This is a genomic window from Streptomyces sp. NRRL S-1022, assembly GCF_000720135.1.
Lineage (GTDB): Bacteria > Actinomycetota > Actinomycetes > Streptomycetales > Streptomycetaceae > Streptomyces.
This window is the reverse complement of record NZ_JOIU01000001.1, coordinates 323,260-339,311: the sequence shown is the minus strand read 5'-3', so window position 1 is coordinate 339,311 and position 16,052 is coordinate 323,260. Positions and strand designations below refer to the sequence as shown.

13 protein-coding genes and 2 pseudogenes are annotated in these 16,052 nt (G+C 71.1%); 9 read left to right on the top strand and 6 right to left on the bottom strand.

Features of this window, described 5'->3' with window-relative positions:
• Positions 1-58 precede the first annotated feature (58 nt).
• Together IG05_RS0101685 and IG05_RS0101680 are read right to left on the bottom strand one after the other, a co-directional pair.
• Entirely contained in the window at positions 59-478 is a 420-nt protein-coding gene (locus IG05_RS0101685; protein ID WP_030338512.1) for a carboxymuconolactone decarboxylase family protein, read from the bottom strand.
• Positions 475-891, bottom strand: a complete 417-nt coding sequence (locus IG05_RS0101680; protein WP_030338511.1) for a MerR family transcriptional regulator — start codon at positions 889-891, stop codon at positions 475-477. The genes IG05_RS0101685 and IG05_RS0101680 overlap by 4 nt, the downstream gene beginning before the upstream one ends.
• A gap of 179 nt (positions 892-1,070) precedes the next feature.
• Here IG05_RS0101680 and IG05_RS48955 point away from each other — a divergent pair.
• Both IG05_RS48955 and IG05_RS0101670 read left to right on the top strand, forming a co-directional pair.
• Positions 1,071-1,727: pseudogene (locus tag IG05_RS48955) on the top strand (IS982 family transposase); the annotation flags it as partial.
• 335 nt (positions 1,728-2,062) lie between these two features.
• A complete protein-coding gene (locus tag IG05_RS0101670) occupies positions 2,063-2,839 on the top strand; it encodes a heavy metal-responsive transcriptional regulator (protein ID WP_030338509.1) in 777 nt (258 codons plus the stop codon).
• Positions 2,840-4,424: 1,585 nt separating this feature from the next.
• Here the strand turns inward: IG05_RS0101670 and IG05_RS44480 are convergent.
• The 4 genes and pseudogenes from IG05_RS44480 to IG05_RS0101640 form a co-directional block, all read right to left on the bottom strand.
• Positions 4,425-4,995: pseudogene (locus IG05_RS44480) on the bottom strand (transposase family protein); the annotation flags it as partial.
• Complete coding sequence (locus IG05_RS47595; RefSeq protein WP_158838732.1) at positions 4,974-5,309, bottom strand: hypothetical protein; 336 nt, start codon at positions 5,307-5,309, stop codon at positions 4,974-4,976. The gene IG05_RS47595 and the pseudogene IG05_RS44480, both read right to left, overlap by 22 nt.
• A 773-nt stretch (positions 5,310-6,082) precedes the next feature.
• On the bottom strand, positions 6,083-6,721 hold the full coding sequence (locus IG05_RS0101645) for a response regulator (RefSeq protein WP_199808226.1): 639 nt from the start codon (positions 6,719-6,721) through the stop codon (positions 6,083-6,085).
• An 8-nt stretch (positions 6,722-6,729) separates the two neighbouring features.
• Positions 6,730-7,932, bottom strand: coding sequence for a sensor histidine kinase (locus tag IG05_RS0101640; RefSeq protein ID WP_030338503.1), 1,203 nt, complete (start codon positions 7,930-7,932; stop codon positions 6,730-6,732).
• Between the two features lie 151 nt (positions 7,933-8,083).
• Here IG05_RS0101640 and IG05_RS0101635 point away from each other — a divergent pair, with 151 nt between their 5' ends.
• The 7 genes from IG05_RS0101635 to IG05_RS0101605 all read left to right on the top strand — a co-directional run bounded on the left by IG05_RS0101635 (position 8,084) and on the right by IG05_RS0101605 (position 16,034).
• The gene (locus tag IG05_RS0101635; protein ID WP_051789388.1) at positions 8,084-8,671 is read left to right on the top strand and encodes a VanZ family protein; all 588 of its coding nucleotides are present in this window, start codon (positions 8,084-8,086) and stop codon (positions 8,669-8,671) included.
• Between the two features lie 209 nt (positions 8,672-8,880).
• Complete coding sequence (locus tag IG05_RS44475; RefSeq protein ID WP_234335728.1) at positions 8,881-9,570, top strand: SGNH/GDSL hydrolase family protein; 690 nt, start codon at positions 8,881-8,883, stop codon at positions 9,568-9,570.
• 41 nt (positions 9,571-9,611) lie between these two features.
• A complete protein-coding gene (locus IG05_RS0101625; protein WP_051789386.1) occupies positions 9,612-12,221 on the top strand; it encodes a helix-turn-helix transcriptional regulator in 2,610 nt (869 codons plus the stop codon).
• Positions 12,222-12,283: 62 nt separating this feature from the next.
• Positions 12,284-12,739 (top strand): SRPBCC family protein, encoded by a 456-nt coding sequence (locus IG05_RS0101620; RefSeq protein WP_030338499.1) that lies wholly within the window; start codon positions 12,284-12,286, stop codon positions 12,737-12,739.
• Positions 12,740-12,756: 17 nt separating this feature from the next.
• Positions 12,757-14,202 (top strand): MFS transporter, encoded by a 1,446-nt coding sequence (locus IG05_RS48950; RefSeq protein ID WP_234335727.1) that lies wholly within the window; start codon positions 12,757-12,759, stop codon positions 14,200-14,202.
• Positions 14,151-14,591, top strand: coding sequence for an SRPBCC family protein (locus IG05_RS48945; RefSeq protein WP_030338497.1), 441 nt, complete (start codon positions 14,151-14,153; stop codon positions 14,589-14,591). Before IG05_RS48950 ends, IG05_RS48945 begins: the two co-directional genes overlap by 52 nt.
• Positions 14,592-14,642: 51 nt before the next feature.
• A complete protein-coding gene (locus IG05_RS0101605) occupies positions 14,643-16,034 on the top strand; it encodes a carotenoid oxygenase family protein (RefSeq protein ID WP_051789383.1) in 1,392 nt (463 codons plus the stop codon).
• Positions 16,035-16,052: the final 18 nt, after the last annotated feature.

Here is a 16,052-nt window from a genome sequence, read left to right as displayed (position 1 = left end):
GTGCGGCGTGGGGGCATGCGGCCGGGACCCTCGACCTGGCCGCATGCGGTTGAGCTGGTTACTGCGTCTTGACCGGGAGGAGGTCGCGTTCGCCGAGGACCTTCTTGGCGACAAAGGTGGCATTGAGGGCCTTGGGCATGCCGCAATAGACGGCGGCGTGCAGCAGGGCTTCGACGATCTCTTCGGGGGTGAGGCCGACGTTGAGGGCGGCATTGATGTGCACTTCCAGCTGCGGCTCGCAGCCGCCGAGGGCGGTAAGCATGCCGAGGGTGACCAGTTGCCGGTCGCGCGGCGACAGGCCGGGCCGGTCGTAGATCTCGCCGAAGGCCCAGGCGACTACCTGGTGGCTGAGCTCGGGGCTGATGTCGGCGAGGGCGTCGACGACGCGCTGCCCGGCTTCGCCGTCGACGCGGGTGAGGATCTCCATGCCGCGGTCGAAGCGGTCCTGGCGGGTCTCAGTAGCGGGGTTGGCGCTCATGGTTGTTCCGTTTCTGTCTGCTGGTCGAGCAGCGTCTCGTAGTACTTGATCTTGTTGTCCAGTGCGGCAGCGTTGCGGCGCAGGCTGCGGATGCGCTCGTTGAGGTCGGCCTGGTGCTCGCGGAGCATGGCCAGCCGGTCGGCGATCGTGGCGTCGCCGGCGGCCCGCAGTCGGGCGTACTGCTGCATGTCGCTGATGGACATGCCGGTCTCGCGCAGCCGCAGCAGAAAATCCAGCCAGGCCAGATCGGCGGCCGCGTAGCGACGTTGGTTGCCGGTGGTACGGCCCACCGGTTCAATCAGCCCGGCGCGTTCGTAGTAGCGCAGGGTGTCGGGCGAGAGCCCGGTCCGCTCGGCGACCTGGGCGATCGTGAGGGTGGGTTCCCGCCGGCGGGCAGCGTTTCCATCGGCCATGAGAAGACCGTAAAACCTGGAGTGCGCTCCAGGTCAAACCCTGACGGAAGTGGGACGCGTCACGCGGCCTTCCAGCCGGTCGTCGCCTGCAGGCATCGCCAGCTGAGGCGCTCAACCCCGCCGACTTCAGTCACATGGGGTGCGTCCGGAGACGTGAACAAGGCATCCAAGATCGTTCTGTGACAAGCGCTCTGGACACCCTGCTCACCGCACTCCGTGAAGCGACGACGAGATCGGAGACACCCGATGGCCGGGCCGACCTCCGCGGTTGACGGACTCCGAGCTGGTCCGCCTGGCCGTCGCCCAGGCAATACTGGGCTTCGCCTCGGAGTCCAGGTGGCTACGGTTCGTCCGCTCCCGCCTGGGAGGGCTGTTCCGTTACGTCCCGAAGCAGCCGGGCTGGAACAAGCGGCTGCGAGCCGCGCTTCCGCCGGCCAAGCGGGCCATACGGCTCCTCGCAACGGACACCGACTTCCTGTTCGACAACCACTGGATCATCGACTCCACCCCGGTTGAATGCGGACGCTCGCGGCCCACAGTGAAGCGGTCGGACCTGGCCGGTTGGGCGGGATACGGGTACTGCGCCAGCCACTCACGGTTCTTCCGGGGGCTGCGTCTGTACCTGGTGTGCACCCCGACGGGCATGCCGATCCTGTGGGCCCTGGCGAACCTCGAAGCTGGACGAGCGCGAGGTGCTCACCGCTATACCGGACCGCGATCCGGACGCGGTCACCGACCGGCCCGGCCTGCTGCTGACCGCAGACAAGGGCCTTGCCTACGAGTTCGAGGCCGATCTGACCCTGCGCAGGGCAAAGTTGCTGCGGCCGTCGCTTGAGGGCTGCGTAGCCTGTACTGCATCCGCGTGTGAGGTAGTGCCGCCCTGGATCGCTCCGGGCTCCAGGTGGACAAGGGGCGCATCGCTGCTCGCCCTTGGTGACCTGCGCCCAGACGTAGATGGAGCAGGACAGCCGTTTGCCATCGTCGCCGGCGATGTCTCGCTGTGCTCTGGGCAAGGGTGTTGAGACTGAGCGCGATAGTTGGCGCTTGAGCACGCTAGTTGGCCTTGCAGAGGGGCACGCCAGGTGTGCTGAGGAGGTCCATTCGCGAGCGGAGGCTCTTCGGCTGCTCCGACTTGACCTTCGAGTCGGGTCGAAGGTTTACGGTCGCTTGTGTGACGAGCTACCGCATCTCGCAGCTGGCCCAGCGCTCCGGCGTTCCGGCCACGACGCTGCGCTTCTACGAGGACTCCGGTCTGCTGCCCGCCGACCGCACGCCTTCCGGGTACCGGGTGTACGGCGAGGACGCGGTGGAGCGCCTGGCCTTCATCTCATCGGCCAAGCTCCTGGGCCTTGCCCTCGACGAGATCCGCGAGCTCCTGGACGTCCGCGAGGCAGGGGTGTGCGCTTCGGTCCGGGCACGGATGCTGCCGCTGATCTGGGGGCGAATCGCGCAGACCGACGGCCGGATCGCCGAGCTGCGCGCGTTCTCCGCCCACCTGGCTCGCGTCCATGCCGACCTGTCCGGCCCGGCTCCGACGGGGGCGTGCGGGCCGGACTGCGGCTGCACCACGACCAGCCCGGCGCTGGCGGCCGAGCCTGTGCCCATCGAGCTGTCGCCGACACCCTTCTCAATGGACACCGAGCCGTGGCGGGAGGTCCCGGTGGCCTGCGCCCTGGGCGGCGCCGAGCTGGGCGAGCGCACAGCACAGTGGCAGCAGCTGGTCGCCAAGGCCACGAGCCACGAGGAGATCACCGACGGCCTTCGACTGTCCTTCCCCGCAGACGCTGAGCTGGCCGGTGACCTCGCGAAGCTGGCTGCGGCGGAACAGAGCTGCTGCGCGTTCTTCGACTTCACCCTGCACCTGACCCCGACCGCTCTCCAGCTGGACGTGCGGGCCCCCGAGTCCGCCGCCGGCATACTGGACGACCTCTTCGGAGCACCCGCATGACCGCCTCCTCTGTCCGTCCGTCCCGGCCCTGGGGCACGCTCGGCGCCGGCGCGGCCGCGATCGCCGCCTGCGCGGTGTGCTGCGCGGGGCCACTCCTGGCCGTCCTCGGCGGAATCGGCGTCACCTCCGCGATCGGCGCGCTATGGAGACCCGCCCTAGCGGTCCTGGCCGTGGCAGCCGGGCTCGGAGTCCTCGTCGTACTTCACCGACGCCGGACATCTGCCTGCCGCACGGCACCAGCACCGACCGACCTCGGCATGCCTACCTTGGGCCCACCGCCGGAGAGAGACGGCAGCCAAGCGGCTGGCTGAGCGATCGCCGCAGGCCGGACCGAGGGCAGCGGCTCGTGAGAAACGTCCCCCGCCTCATCCCCGACCGACCACCAGCACGAAGCGAGCCTGCCGCGCCCTCGCGCTCGCTAACACCTCCCCCGCCGTCCCGGCCGCCGAGCCGAAGCCGCGCCCGCCGGCCGGCCGGCCGGCCGCGTTTGCCTCGGCCGCGAAACGGCGCAGCAGCGTCGACTTGCCGATCCCCCCCCCGGGCCCATGGACGAAGAGCACTGCGGGGGCACCCGCGTGCCCGGCCAGAACGGCACGGAAGACGGCGAGTTCCGCCGGTTGGCCATGCCGGTGCGGCGCTGGGTGGGTATGAGTGTGCCGTCGATCAGGACCACCTCCCCGCCTCTCTTGGCGACTTTCCTCAGGGCCCGGTCCAGGCGCGGTGCCCGGGCTGCGAGCAGGGCAACCACCTCGTCACGCCAGCGGCGGACGGTGGATTCGGACACGTTGTTTCCGCCGGCCATCTCGGCCAGGCACTGATCGTGCCGCAGCACCGCCAGGACTATCACCGCGATCCGGCCGGGCGGCATGATCCGCCACCGGGACCGTATTGCCTTGAGGTGGCGGCGCAGCAGACCAGCGAGGTGGTTGACGGTGCGCGTGGACAGCGGCAGACGGCACTGACAGACAAGCGGGCAGGTGTCCTCGGCGCGTTCATCGGTTTTCGTCACACAATTCCAACGGCCGCCGGGGGCACCCCGGTCACGCTCGCGCCGCACCGCTCCGGGCGATGGCGTCCCCGGTCACAGGCGGGTGGTGAAGCGGCCGTCAGGGCCGGCTGGAGGGTGCGGCACGGCCTGGCGCGCTACACCTGGGCCCCGCGCACGCTGACAGCGAAGGCGGGCTGGACCCACATCACCTGCCCGCTCGGCGATGCGGTGCGGTGCGGTGCGGTGGATCCTCCAGGGGCGTGTGCACCCCCATACTGGGCCGGGCGGCACGATGTGGTGGAGGGTCCCCGCGTACGCGGAACTGGCGGCCGCCCACGGTCGGCTGCCAGGCGGATGCCGTTGCCGCCGCGCGTGCCAGGGCCGCCGGGCAGGCCCGCCGGACTGCTGCCGCGCATGCCGCTGCCGCCGAACGGTGTCTGCAAGAGGCCCTGCTGCAAGCACAGGAACGGCGGGCCGAGCAAGAACGTCCGGCCGCGAACACGCCGTGATGGAAGCCGGGGTGTGGCCCGCCTTCACGCAGCTCCTCCGCACCCTCTCCGGCAAGACGGTCGAGTACGGCGGCCAGAGTCTTGCGCGCATACGGCCAGGCCGCAGGGCGTCGGTCCATAACGTGCGACCACGCCAGTCAGCGATGACGGTGGCCCTCATGGTGTTCTGCTTCTTCTTGCCCGAGACGAACGCGCGGCGGCCGCCGCAGCCGGCCGGGGGCCGGCGGACCTGCATCCTGGTGGCGTCCAACCACAGCTCGATGCCCTCGGCCCGGGCGTAGGCGAACACGTCCGCCAGTGTCCGTAACCGCAGGCCGGGGCGGTCGGGGACCGCGCACCCCCGCTCGGCCAGGAGCGGACGTATCTCTGCGATCGCACGGGTGATGGTGGAGCGGTCGACGCCGAACAGCAGCCCCAGCACGGAGTGCGGCAGGGTCGTGCCGCAGGTGGATCAGTGCGGCCACCAGCCGGTCGACGAAGACCAGCTGGTGGCGGGCGCCGGCTCCCGCGGCCCACTTCCTGGCTCCACCTCGTGCAGCATGGCGACGACCCTCGACCCCGGCCTGCCACGACACGGCCAACTCCTCGACCAGGCAGCCGAGATGAAGCCGAGAGATCCCCGTGAGCAGCCGCTGTGTCAGCACCGTTCGATTGACCATGATCGCCACAGACGGATCATGCCACCGGCCAGGCACGACGCCTCACCCGCTATCACGCACCAACTCGTCAGACCGGGCCGGGAATGCGCTTGGCCGCCTTCCGGTTCGTTCATGTTCAGCACGTGCCGGGCGGCGGCTATCAGGTCGTGCCGTGCGGCCTCGTAGGCGCGTTGCCGCTCGGCCCGTGCCTGTCTTGCACCGCGCACATTCTCGAGCCCATTGCGCTCGTACTCAAGCGGTACAGCTGCGTTCGCCGGCAACAGCCGCACCTGCTGGCGGTCCAGACGAGGCACAGCGTTCAAGGCGTCGATCACTTCCTCGTACTCGGCCGGCGGGGTGCCGAAGAGCCCCTGGCAGCGCTGCGCCGGTGGGCGAGCGCCCGAGCAGTCCGCGTCCGTCGCGCGGCGATCACCGGTCCGGGCCCTGCCTCCGCGGCCCACGGCCAGGCTGAGACCCGGCGAGGTCCCGCGACGTTGCGGTTTCCGCCGGTCAGCGACACCACGAGCAGGAAAGGCCGTGAGCGGGCGCACGCTCGACCAGCACGCTGAACGGACCCAGCTCTGCCGGATCCGGCCCCCGCTGGGGCCCCCAGAACGCACGCACGCGATATCAGGTGCCCCCCGGGCTCCCGTACGCCCTCGTGGGCATCGGCATGACCCCGACTGTAGGGGTGGCCTGGTCTACGGTCGGTCCGCCGCCGGAGCGTCGTCGGTAATGGCTGCGGCGGGCTGCCGTCCACCGCCCGCACGGTGGGACCGGCCACGTCCCACCCGCAGTATTCGAAGCCAACTACCACCTGACCGATAAGAAACCCCAGGTCACAGTGCGCAATTCGGAGTCTCCACCAGTCCCGGAATGGTTCAGCCCACTTCCTCGGACCGTCCCACGAATGTCTTGTTCCGCGATCCGCAGGCGGTTCGCCCGGCTTCCGGAGTCGGTTGTCACGTACACATTTCAGGACCACCGGACCTGCTCGAGGGTCTGGGCACCGCCGAAGTGTCCTCGCAGCGGTGCGGGCACGTGATCCAATCCCGTGGCACGGTGATTCGCTGGTCCGGGAAGGCACACGGTCGCCGCGCCGACGCCTTCACGTCTCATGGTGGGCGTAGCCGTTCCGCCACGCCCACACGGCGACCTCCACACGGTTGCGAGCCGAAAGCTTGGCCTGGATGTTGGTCAGGTGCGTCTTCACAGTACCTACGGTGATGTTAAGGGCCTCGGCGATCTCGGCATTGGTCAGCCCCTGGGCCACCAGGCGGACCACATCGAACTCGCGCGGCGAGAGATATGTTTCCGCGCCTTGCGGAGGGGGCGTCCGCATCATCCGTTCCAGCAGACGGACGGTGATGGCGGGGCTGATGAGCGAGTCACCGACCGCCGCCGCACGTACCGCCTCGACCAGGAGACGGGGGCCGGCGTCCTTGAGGACGAAGCCGCAGGCGCCGGACTGGAGGGCGCGGGTGACGTACTCGTCGTCATCAAACGTCGTCACCATGACGACCCTCGGCACGTCAAGCGCACCGGGCCGGGCCAGGGCCCGCAGGGCGTCGAGCCCGTCGAGGCGGGGCATGCGGATGTCCATGAGGACGACGTCGGGACGGTGGCGTGCGGCCAGGGCGACGGCCTGCACGCCGTCCTCGGCCTCGGCGACGACGGTGATGTCATCCTCCACGGACAGGATCATGGCCATGCCCGTGCGGACAATGGCCTGGTCGTCCACGATCATGGTCCGGATCACGCGGCGTCCGCCCGATGAAACGGGAGGGACAGTGGCAGGCGTGCGTGGACCTGCCAGGTGCCGTCGCCCCCGGCACCGGTTCGCAGGCTGCCCCCCGCACTGGTCACCCTCTCCTTCAGGCCCGTGAGGCCGTAGCCGGGCGGGGCCGTGGGCCCGGCCGCTCCGTCGTTGTCGACCGAGACGGTGACGTGCCGCTGTTCGGCCTGCACCCGCACGGCCACCGTGCGGCAGGCGGGAGCGTGCTTGCGGATGTTGGTCAGGGCTTCCATCACCACGCGGTGGACGATGGCTGCCACGTCCATCGGAAGCTGCTCAGTGGGTCCGTCCTCGACAAGTCGCACGGACACACCGACGAGGCCGAAGCCCGCTACCAGTGCGCGTACGGCGGTCATGCCGCCGGGCGGGGTGACCGGGGCACCCGGATCGTCTGCCCTGAGCGCGCCGACCATGCGGCGCAGGGACACGATCGCTTCCGCGCCGGTGTCCTCGATGCGCCGCAGAGCGGCCGGCACGAGGTCGGGCCGCTTGTCGGCGATGGCCCCGGCGCCCTGGGCCTGGACCACCATGCCCGTCACGTGATGGGCGACGTAATCGTGGAGGTCCCTGGCCAGTCGCATGCGTTGTTCGAGGCGGATGCGGTACTCCCGTTGCCGCCGGTCGGCCGCGACGAGTCGGGCGGTCACGGCGGCGCCCGCGACAGCCACGGCGATCAGCGTCAGGATGAAAGCGACGATGACGCTGCCCTCGCGGACCTCCACCGCGAGGGGGCGCGAAACGACGGCGGCGATCAACGCCACCGTCCCCACCGCCGCGGGGGCGGCTGCCCCGCGCCGGGCCGTGAACGCCAGCACGATCAGCAGCGCGACAGGCTCGAAGGCGCCGTACGCCGAGGACGCGCCGTGGTCCGCGCGCAGGTGCACCGCCGTGGTGAAGGCCAGCGACGCCACCGCGGCGCAGAGGCCCGCACAGGCCGTGCTCCAGGGACCGGCGCCACACAACGTGATGAAGGGCAGTGCGAGCAGGACGACTGCCGTCGTCATCGCCGACAGCCCCAGCAGTAGACCGGTGACCGGCTGGTGGAAGGTTCCCCACCGCAAGTCGAGTCCTGCGGCGGCCACCGCGAGAAGGAGCAGGGCTGACCACAGCAGTGTGACCGCACCGCGCAGGAGGGCCGGCGGCCGAGGTCGAGGGGAGGACATGCAGTGAAGGGTAAGACAGCCGGCTCGCCTCGCCCTCTGCCGAAAGTCGTAAGCATCGCCCGAGAAACCTGTCTTTCGCGGGATCCGCACAGTGACCGGCATCCGGGAAGGTGGCCACCGATACCCCGTCGGACCCCGGAGCGACTGACGCATGAATGTGAACCTGACCATCGAAGCGACGTACGTCCTGGGCCCCGCCCTCGCCGCCTTCCTCGCTGTGGTCGCCGTGCGCCACCATCGTGCACAGTCCGGCTGGGCGGGCCGGCACGTGGTACTGCGCGCCGCCGCGTGTCTCTACGCCGCGGCCGTGCTGTCGATCACGGTCTTCCCCCTGGAGGTGACCTGGGGCAAGTACGCTAACCAGATGCCGTGGTGGAACCAGATCAACTTCATTCCTCTGGTCACCGCCGACATGACCGCGGTGCCCAACATCCTGATGTTCGTGCCGCTCGGCGTCATGCTGCCTCTCCTCACGCGCGTGAGCAGCACGGTCCGGGCCGTCGGGGTGAGCGCGCTGGCGAGCCTGTGCATCGAGTCGACGCAGCTGCTGTCGTACGTGCTCTTCAACAACGGCCGCGCCGTCGACATCAACGACCTGCTCGCCAACACCCTGGGCGGGCTGTTCGGCTACCTCCTCGTGCGCCTCTCCCTCGGCAGACCCTCGGCACGTGAGCTGCTGCGGCGCTTCGCACTGCCCGGATCCGCCGCGGGGCGGCCGGTCGTGGCGGCGGCCGCTTGACAGGTTGGGTGACGGAGCACGCGCCGGCCGTCTGCCGGGCCGGCGCCGCGGGTGAACCCGGCCCTGCACTTCACCGTTGTGGTCCACGGAGCGCCGACCGCGGGTGGACCACCGTAGGGCCCGGACTTCGGGAGTACGTCGAACGGGGCATGCCCCGCCCCGCTCGGGGTCGGGACGCTCCCCCATCGTCCACATGATTCAAAGCCGCCATGATGCACTCACCAACCGGCTGCTGCCCGCACACCGGACCCTCGCGGCGATCACCGTGGCCGGGACCACGTCGCTGTCCGCCGGAGCCGCCCCCTCCGCCTTCGCCGCGTCCTCGACGGCCGGGCCCCAGCTACGTCGCGCTCGGCGACTCCTACGCCTTCGGCGCCGGGCTTCCCGGCGTCACGGACACCCAGTGCGACCGCACCACCGCAGGTTACGCCGCCGTCATCTCCCGGACGCCGGCGGGCAAGGGTCGTGCCTTCAAGAACGTCACCTGCACCGGCGCCACCACGGCCGCCCTGTGGAACGCGCAGGGCTCCAAGCCCGCGCAACCGAACGCCCTCACCCCCGATACCAAGCTCGTCACGGTGGCGGTGGGAGACAACGATCTCGGCTTCACGAGCGTGCTGACCACGTGTGCGCTCGTGGCGTCCTGGGATCCGGCCGGAAGACCGTGCAAGAAGTACTCGACGGCCGGTGGCAAGAACGTGCTCGGTGAACGCATCGACACGGTCGAAGGCCGTGTCCGTGACGCTCTCACCGACATCAGGCGGCGCAGCCCCGATGCCGAGGTGATCGTGGTCGGCTACCCGGCCCCCTGTCCGTTCCGTGGTGCGCGTGACATGATACCATTGTGGATTTTCTTACGATTCCAAGCTATTTCCCACCAGATGGGCGCGCTGCCATAACCGATCTGATCGCGGCGGCCGCGTCCGGTCGTGGTGGCGCGGTGGTGGTCCGCGGTGAGGCGGGCATCGGCAAGACCACTCTCCTGCGGCATGTCCTGGACGCTCAGGACGGGTTGCGGGTGCTGTGGGTGAACGGGGCCGAGTTCGAGGCGGACTTCGCCTACGCGGCGGTGCATCAGCTCACCCGGCCGTTGCACGACCGGATCGGGCGGCTGCCGGCCCGGCAGGGGAACGATCTGTCGGTGGCGTTCGGGCTCGGGGAGGGCAGCGCGCCCAGTCAGTTCGCGGTGGCACTCGGTGTGTTGGGGCTGCTGTCGGAGGCGGCGGGAGAGTCGCCCGTGGTCTGCGTCGTGGATGACGCGCAGTGGCTCGACCGGGCGTCGGCGCAGGTTCTGGCGTTCGCGGCGCGCAGGATCGGCGCGGAGCCGATCGCGCTCGTGTTCGGGTTGCGCGATCCGCACGGCGTCGACGAGCTGGACGGGCTGCCGGAGCTGAAGCTGTCGGGCTTGTCCGATCAGGCGGCACGCGACCTGCTGGCGTCCGGGGTTCCGGTGCCGCTTGACGACCGGGTGCGTGAGCGGATTCTCGCCGAGGCGCGCGGCAATCCGCTCGCGCTGCTGGAACTGCCGCGCAGGCTCGGTCCCGCCGGACTCGCGGGCGGATTCGGGCTGCCCACTCCCGCCTCGCCGGCGAACCGGATCGAGCAGAGTTACCGGGAGCGGGTCTCCCGGCTGTCGCCCGGAGCCCGGATGTTGCTGCTGATCGCGGCCTCCGAGCCGCTCGGCGACCCGGGTCTGCTGTGGCGGGCCGCGGATCTGCTCGACGTGAAACCGGAGGCCGGAACCGAGGCCGAGGCGGAGGAGCTGATCGAGTTGGGAGGCCGGTCCCGGTTCCGGCACCCGCTGGTGCGGTCGGCCGTGTACGCCGCCGCGTCACCGGCCGACCGGCGGCTCGTCCACGGAGCGCTCGCCGACGTCACCGACCCGCAGACTGATCCCGACCGGCGCTCCTGGCACCGGTCTCAGGCCGCACCCCGGCCCGATGAGGACGTCGCGGCCGATCTGCTGCGCAGCGCGGAGCGGGCCCGGCGGCGGGGCGGGGCGGCGGCCGAGGCCGCGTTCCTCCAACAGGCCGCGTCCCTCACTCCCGATCCCCGGTTCCGGGCCAAGCGCAGCCTCGCCGCGGCACGGGCGGCGCTGGAGGCCGGCGCCTTCGAGACCGCTATCACCCTGGTCGACGCGGCAGAGCACGGCCCCATCGACGACGCCGGGCGGGTCGAGGCCGAACTCGCCCGCGGACAGGCGGCGTTCTTCCGCGACGGCGCGGCCGACGCCGTCGGCCATCTGATCCGGGCCGCCGGACTCGACCCCGGCCGGGCCCGGCTGTACCTGCTGGACGCGCTGCAGGCGGGGCTCGTCGTCGGCCGGTCCTCGCCCGCCTGCCGTACCGCCCTTCAGGCGGCCCGGCAGGCATCCGTTCCCCCGGGGCACCGCACCGGCGCCGACGACCTGCTGGACACGCTGGTCGCCTACCTCGACGGTGATCTCGCGACGGTGCCCGTACTGTCCCGCATGCTGTCGGACACGACCGACCCGCTGTGGTCACGGCGCCTGTCGTTGGCGGCGCTGCTCGCCGTGGAACTGTGGGACTTCGCCCTGGAGGAACGATTCGCCACCCAGGCCGTCACAGCGGCCCGGAGCTGCGGAGCGCTGATGATCCTGCCGGTCGGCCTCTGGATGCGGGCCATGGCCGCCGCCCAGCGCGGCGCGCTGCTCGACGCCTCCGCCCTGCTCGGCGAGGCCGACGGCATCGCCGAGGTGACCGGGGTCCCGGTCCACTGGTACGGTCACCTGCAGGTCGCGGCCGTGCGCGGCCGGCCCGCCGAAGCCAGGCCGCTGATCGACCGGGTGCTGGCCGAGTCGCGGGCCCGCCGCAAGGGGATGCTGACGGCGATGGCCCACAGCGCCGCCGCGTTCTACGCCAACGGCGTCGCCGACCACCGCGCGGCGCTCGAATCTGCGAAGCTGGCACTCACCGACGGCGACCTGTCGATGAGCAGCATGGCACTGCCCGAACTGGTCGAGGCGGCGGTGCGGTGCGGCCAGGAGGCCGTCGCCCGCGAGGCGTTCGCCCGGCTCGACGAGCACACGCGGGCCGCGGGCACCGACTGGGCGCTCGGGGTGCGCGCGGCTCTCGGCGCTCTGCTGTCGGACGAGCCGGAAGCCCTGCATACCGAGGCGGTGGCCAGGCTGGGCGCCGGCGGCATGCGGATCTGGCATGGCCGGGCCCTGCTGCACCAAGGGGCGTGGCTGCGCCGCGACGGCCGCCGCCGTGAGTCGCTGGAGGCCCTGCGCGCGGCCCACGACCTGTTCACCACGACGGGCGCGGAGGGATTCGCCGAACGGGCCCGGGCCGAACTGGCCGCCGCGGGCGAGCAGGCCAGATCGGTGACGAGAGGGGTGCTGGAGGCGCTCACCGGCCAGGAACTCAACATAGCCCGGCTCGTCGCGACCGGCGCCACCTCCCGCGAGGTCGCGGACCGGCTCTTCCTCAGCCCCCGGACGGTCGACGCCCACCTGCGCAACATTTTCAAGAAGCTCGACATCACCTCGCGCCGCCAGCTCACCGACCTCGTCACCCAGGCGATCTAGGTGACGGTCTAGGCGACTTTCACCGAAGAGCGGCCGGGTCTCGCCACAGCAGACTCGGCCGCATGGACAACCCGCCCGCCGGCATCGACCGCGCCGCCCCCGTCGTCGCCCGCCACGAACTGACGATCAGAGCTCCCGCCCCCGCGGTCTGGGGGTTACTGACCGACGTGCCCGCTTGGCCGTCCTGGCAGCCCGACATCGTCTCCGCACGCGCCCGCACGCCGTTGACGCCGGGCGCGACGTTCCACTGGCGCACCGCGGCCCTCGACATCGCCTCCACCGTCTACGCGATGGAGGCGCCCGGCCTCATCCTCTGGGGCGGCCCGGCCCAGGGCATTGTCGCCGTACATCAGTGGACGCTCATCTCGTCCGGCCCCGCCGCGACCCTCGTCACGACCGAGGAGTCGTGGGACGGCGCCCCGGTGCGGGCCGACGCCGCCAACATCCGGCAGGCGCTCGACGACTCCCTCGCCCAATGGCTCGGCCACCTCAAGACCGCCGCGGAGAAACCGCGATGACCGCTGTGGAGCCCGCCATGCGCAAGCGATCCCGCGGCGCCGCCCTCACCGCTCTGGCCGCCGCGCAGTTCACCGTCATGCTCGCGACGTCGATCGTGAACGTCGCTCTGCCCCAGATCCGCGACGGCGTCGGTCTGTCGGACGGCGGCACCACCTGGGTGGTCAACGCCTACGGCCTGGCGTTCGGAGCCCTGCTGCTCGCCGGCGGGCGAGCAGCAGACCTGCTGGGACGCCGCCGGGTGCTGTTCGCGGGCCTCGCGCTCTTCGGGGCGGCCTCGGCGGCAGCGGGACTGGCGACTTCGCCCGCCGTCCTCATCGGTGCCCGCGCGGTGCAGGGGACCGGCGCCGCGGTCGTCGCCCCCGCGGCCCTCGCTCTGGTGATGGACCTCTACCCGCCGGGGCCGGGGCGGGGCAGGGCGCTGGGTATCTGGGGCGCGGTGTCCGGCGCCGGAGGCGCGGCGGGGGTCGTCCTCGGCGGCGTACTGAACCAGGCGTGGGGCTGGCCATGGATCTTCCACGCGGTCGCTGTCGGAACGTTCCTGGTCCTGGGCGCCTCAGCCGTCCTCGTCCCACAGACCGCGGCAGCGGCGGCGGCTCGGTTCGATCTCCCCGGCACCGCCACGATCGGCCTCGCGCTGACCGGTCTGGTGTGGGGGCTGACCACCGCCCGCAGCGACGGGTGGACGGACGGCCCCGTACTCGGCGCCTTCGTGCTGGCGGCCGTCCTCGGGGCGGCGTTCGTCCTGATCGAACGGGGCAGCCGCCACCCGCTGGTGCCGCCCAGGCTGTTCGCCGGGGGCCGGGTGACCGCAGGAAACGTCCTGATGGGCCTGTTCGGTTCGGTATGGATCGCGCTGTTCTTCTTCCTGCCGCTCTACCAGCAGCAGGTCCTCGGTGCCAGCCCGCTGGTCACCGGTCTCGGACAACTCCCCCTCGCCGCCGCGAACATGCTCGGCGCGACCCTCGCACCGCGGATCGCACGCCGGATCGGCGCCACGGCCACGGTGATCGGAGCACTGCTCACCGAGGCCGCCGGAATGCTGTGGCTCTCGCGCATCGGTGTGCACGGAAGCTTCGTCACCGATGTCCTGGGCCCGAGCGTCCTGGTCGGCCTCGGCCTGAGCGTCGCGTTCGTCCAGCTCACCGCCCTCTCCATCGAAGGCGTGGCCAAGGACGACTCCGGGGTGGCCGGGGGACTGGTGAACACCACACGCCAGGTCGGCGGTGCGATCGGCCTCGCGGTGCTGACCACCGTCGCCGGAACCGTCACCTCGGCCGCCCACCGGCCACACCTGGAGGCGCTGACCGAGGGATACCGCACCGCGTTCGGCATCTCCGCCGCAGTCCTTGTGGCAACCGCCCTTCTCGCCTCTCTTCTGACCCGTTCGAACACGAAAGCAGGGAAAGCACCATGCGCACCATCGACGAATCCGCTCCCGTCGTCGTCCGGCTCTCGACCGTGATCGACGCTCCGCTGGAGACGGTGTGGAACCTGCACACCGGCATCGACGCCTGGGCCGAGTGGAACACGCACGTCGACGAGGCCAGGCTCGACGGCCCGCTCCAGCCCGGCAGCTCCTTCCGCTGGAAGACCCACGGACTGGACATCACCTCCACCCTCCACGAGATCGTCCCCGGCGCCCGGATCGTCTGGGGCGGCCCCGCGAACGGCATCGACGGCGTCCATGTGTGGACCTTCGAAGCCGACGGCGGCCAGGTGACCGTCCGCACCGAGGAGTCCTGGGCCGGTGCCCCCGTCGAGGCCGCCGTCGAAGAACTCGGCCAAGCCCTCGAACAGTCCCTCCAGTCCTGGCTCCTGGCCCTCAAGTCCCGTGCCGAGCAGTCCTCCTGACTGACCATCATCAGCACCCACAACGACACCACCGAGCGACGAGGTTCACACATGTCCACCAAGCCCTACCTGATCGGCCACTACACCCCGGCCGTCGACGAGATCACCGCCACCGGTCTGACCGTCGAGGGCAGCCTGCCGCCGGAGCTGACCGGCCGGCTGATCCGCAACAGCCACAACCCCAAGCCCGGCGTCACCCCCACCCACTGGTTCAAGGGCAGCGGCATGGTCCACGGCATCCGTCTGCGCGAGGGCCGCGCCGAGTGGTACCGCAACCGCTGGGTCCGCACCCCCGCCCTGGACGGCGCCCCCTACCTCACCGAGCACGGCCCCGACCTGACCGCCAGCACCGCCGGGACCCACGTCGTGGAACACGCCGGGCGCCTCCTCGCCCTGTGCGAGGCGAACCTCCCCTTCGAACTCACCCGGGACCTGGACACCGTCGGCGCCTACGACTTCGACGGCAAGCTGCGCAGCGCGATGACCGCACACCCCAAGACCGACCCGGTCACCGGGGAGTTGCACTTCTTCGGCTCCTCGCCGTTCCCGCCGTACCTGATGTACTACGTCGCCGACGCCAAGGGCCAGGTCACGCACAGCTTCGAGGTGCCGGGCGCCACCGCCTCCCTCAAGCACGACTTCGCGCTCACACGTCACTACGTGGTCTTCGTCGAAGGCACGGTCACCTTCGACCCGACCGAGCACTCCGGCATCCCGTACTCCTGGAACGACGACCAGCCCGCCCGGATCGGCGTCATGCCCCGCGGCCCGGAGGGCGCCGGAGAGATCCGCTGGTTCCCCATCGAGCCGGGCAACATGCTGCACGCCGGCAACGCCTACGAGGACACCCAGGGCCGCATCGTGCTGGAGGGCCCGACGGTGGACAAGGAGGGCTTCCAGCTCTCCTGGAACTGGTGGGTCGGCGCCCCCGGCCGCGGCACGGAGCCCAACACGCGCTCATACAACCGCCGTTGGGTCGTCGACCTGGCCGCCGGCCGCGTCGACGAGCGGATCACCGACGACCTCGCCGTCGAGTTCCCCACGCTCAACGAGGACTTCCTCGGCGCCGAGAACCGCTACCAGTACGCGGTCTCCTTCCCCGACCAGGACGGCTACGGCGGCTACGGCATCGTCAAGTACGACCGCACCACCGGCGCCCGCCGCGTCCACCAGGCCGGGGACGCCCGCCTGCCCAGCGAGGCCGTGTTCGTGCCCGCCGCAGGAGCCACCCGCGAGGACGACGGCTATCTGCTCACGGTCGTCTCCGACCTCAAGCAGGACGCCTCCCAACTCCTGGTCCTGGACGCCTCCGGCCTCGACCGGATCGCCACCGTCCACCTGCCACGACGGGTCACCGGCGGCATCCACGGCTCCTGGATCCCGGACACCGACACCGGCACCGACACCGGCACCGGCACCGGCACCGACGCCTCCGACAGCTGAAATCGCCCCGCGGCCGGG

Bases quoted from the DNA above. Each gene is read 5' to 3' on its own strand.
- IG05_RS0101685 (WP_030338512.1), bottom strand. From the start codon at position 478: ATGAGCGCCAACCCCGCTACTGAGACCCGCCAGGACCGCTTCGACCGC.
- IG05_RS0101680 (WP_030338511.1), bottom strand. From the start codon at position 891: ATGGCCGATGGAAACGCTGCCCGCCGGCGGGAACCCACCCTCACGATC.
- IG05_RS0101645 (WP_199808226.1), bottom strand. From the start codon at position 6,721: ATGATCGTGGACGACCAGGCCATTGTCCGCACGGGCATGGCCATGATC.
- IG05_RS0101640 (WP_030338503.1), bottom strand. From the start codon at position 7,932: ATGTCCTCCCCTCGACCTCGGCCGCCGGCCCTCCTGCGCGGTGCGGTC.
- IG05_RS0101635 (WP_051789388.1), top strand. From the start codon at position 8,084: ATGAATGTGAACCTGACCATCGAAGCGACGTACGTCCTGGGCCCCGCC.
- IG05_RS44475 (WP_234335728.1), top strand. From the start codon at position 8,881: ATGATGCACTCACCAACCGGCTGCTGCCCGCACACCGGACCCTCGCGG.
- IG05_RS0101620 (WP_030338499.1), top strand. From the start codon at position 12,284: ATGGACAACCCGCCCGCCGGCATCGACCGCGCCGCCCCCGTCGTCGCC.
- IG05_RS48950 (WP_234335727.1), top strand. From the start codon at position 12,757: ATGCGCAAGCGATCCCGCGGCGCCGCCCTCACCGCTCTGGCCGCCGCG.
- IG05_RS48945 (WP_030338497.1), top strand. From the start codon at position 14,151: ATGCGCACCATCGACGAATCCGCTCCCGTCGTCGTCCGGCTCTCGACC.
- IG05_RS0101605 (WP_051789383.1), top strand. From the start codon at position 14,643: ATGTCCACCAAGCCCTACCTGATCGGCCACTACACCCCGGCCGTCGAC.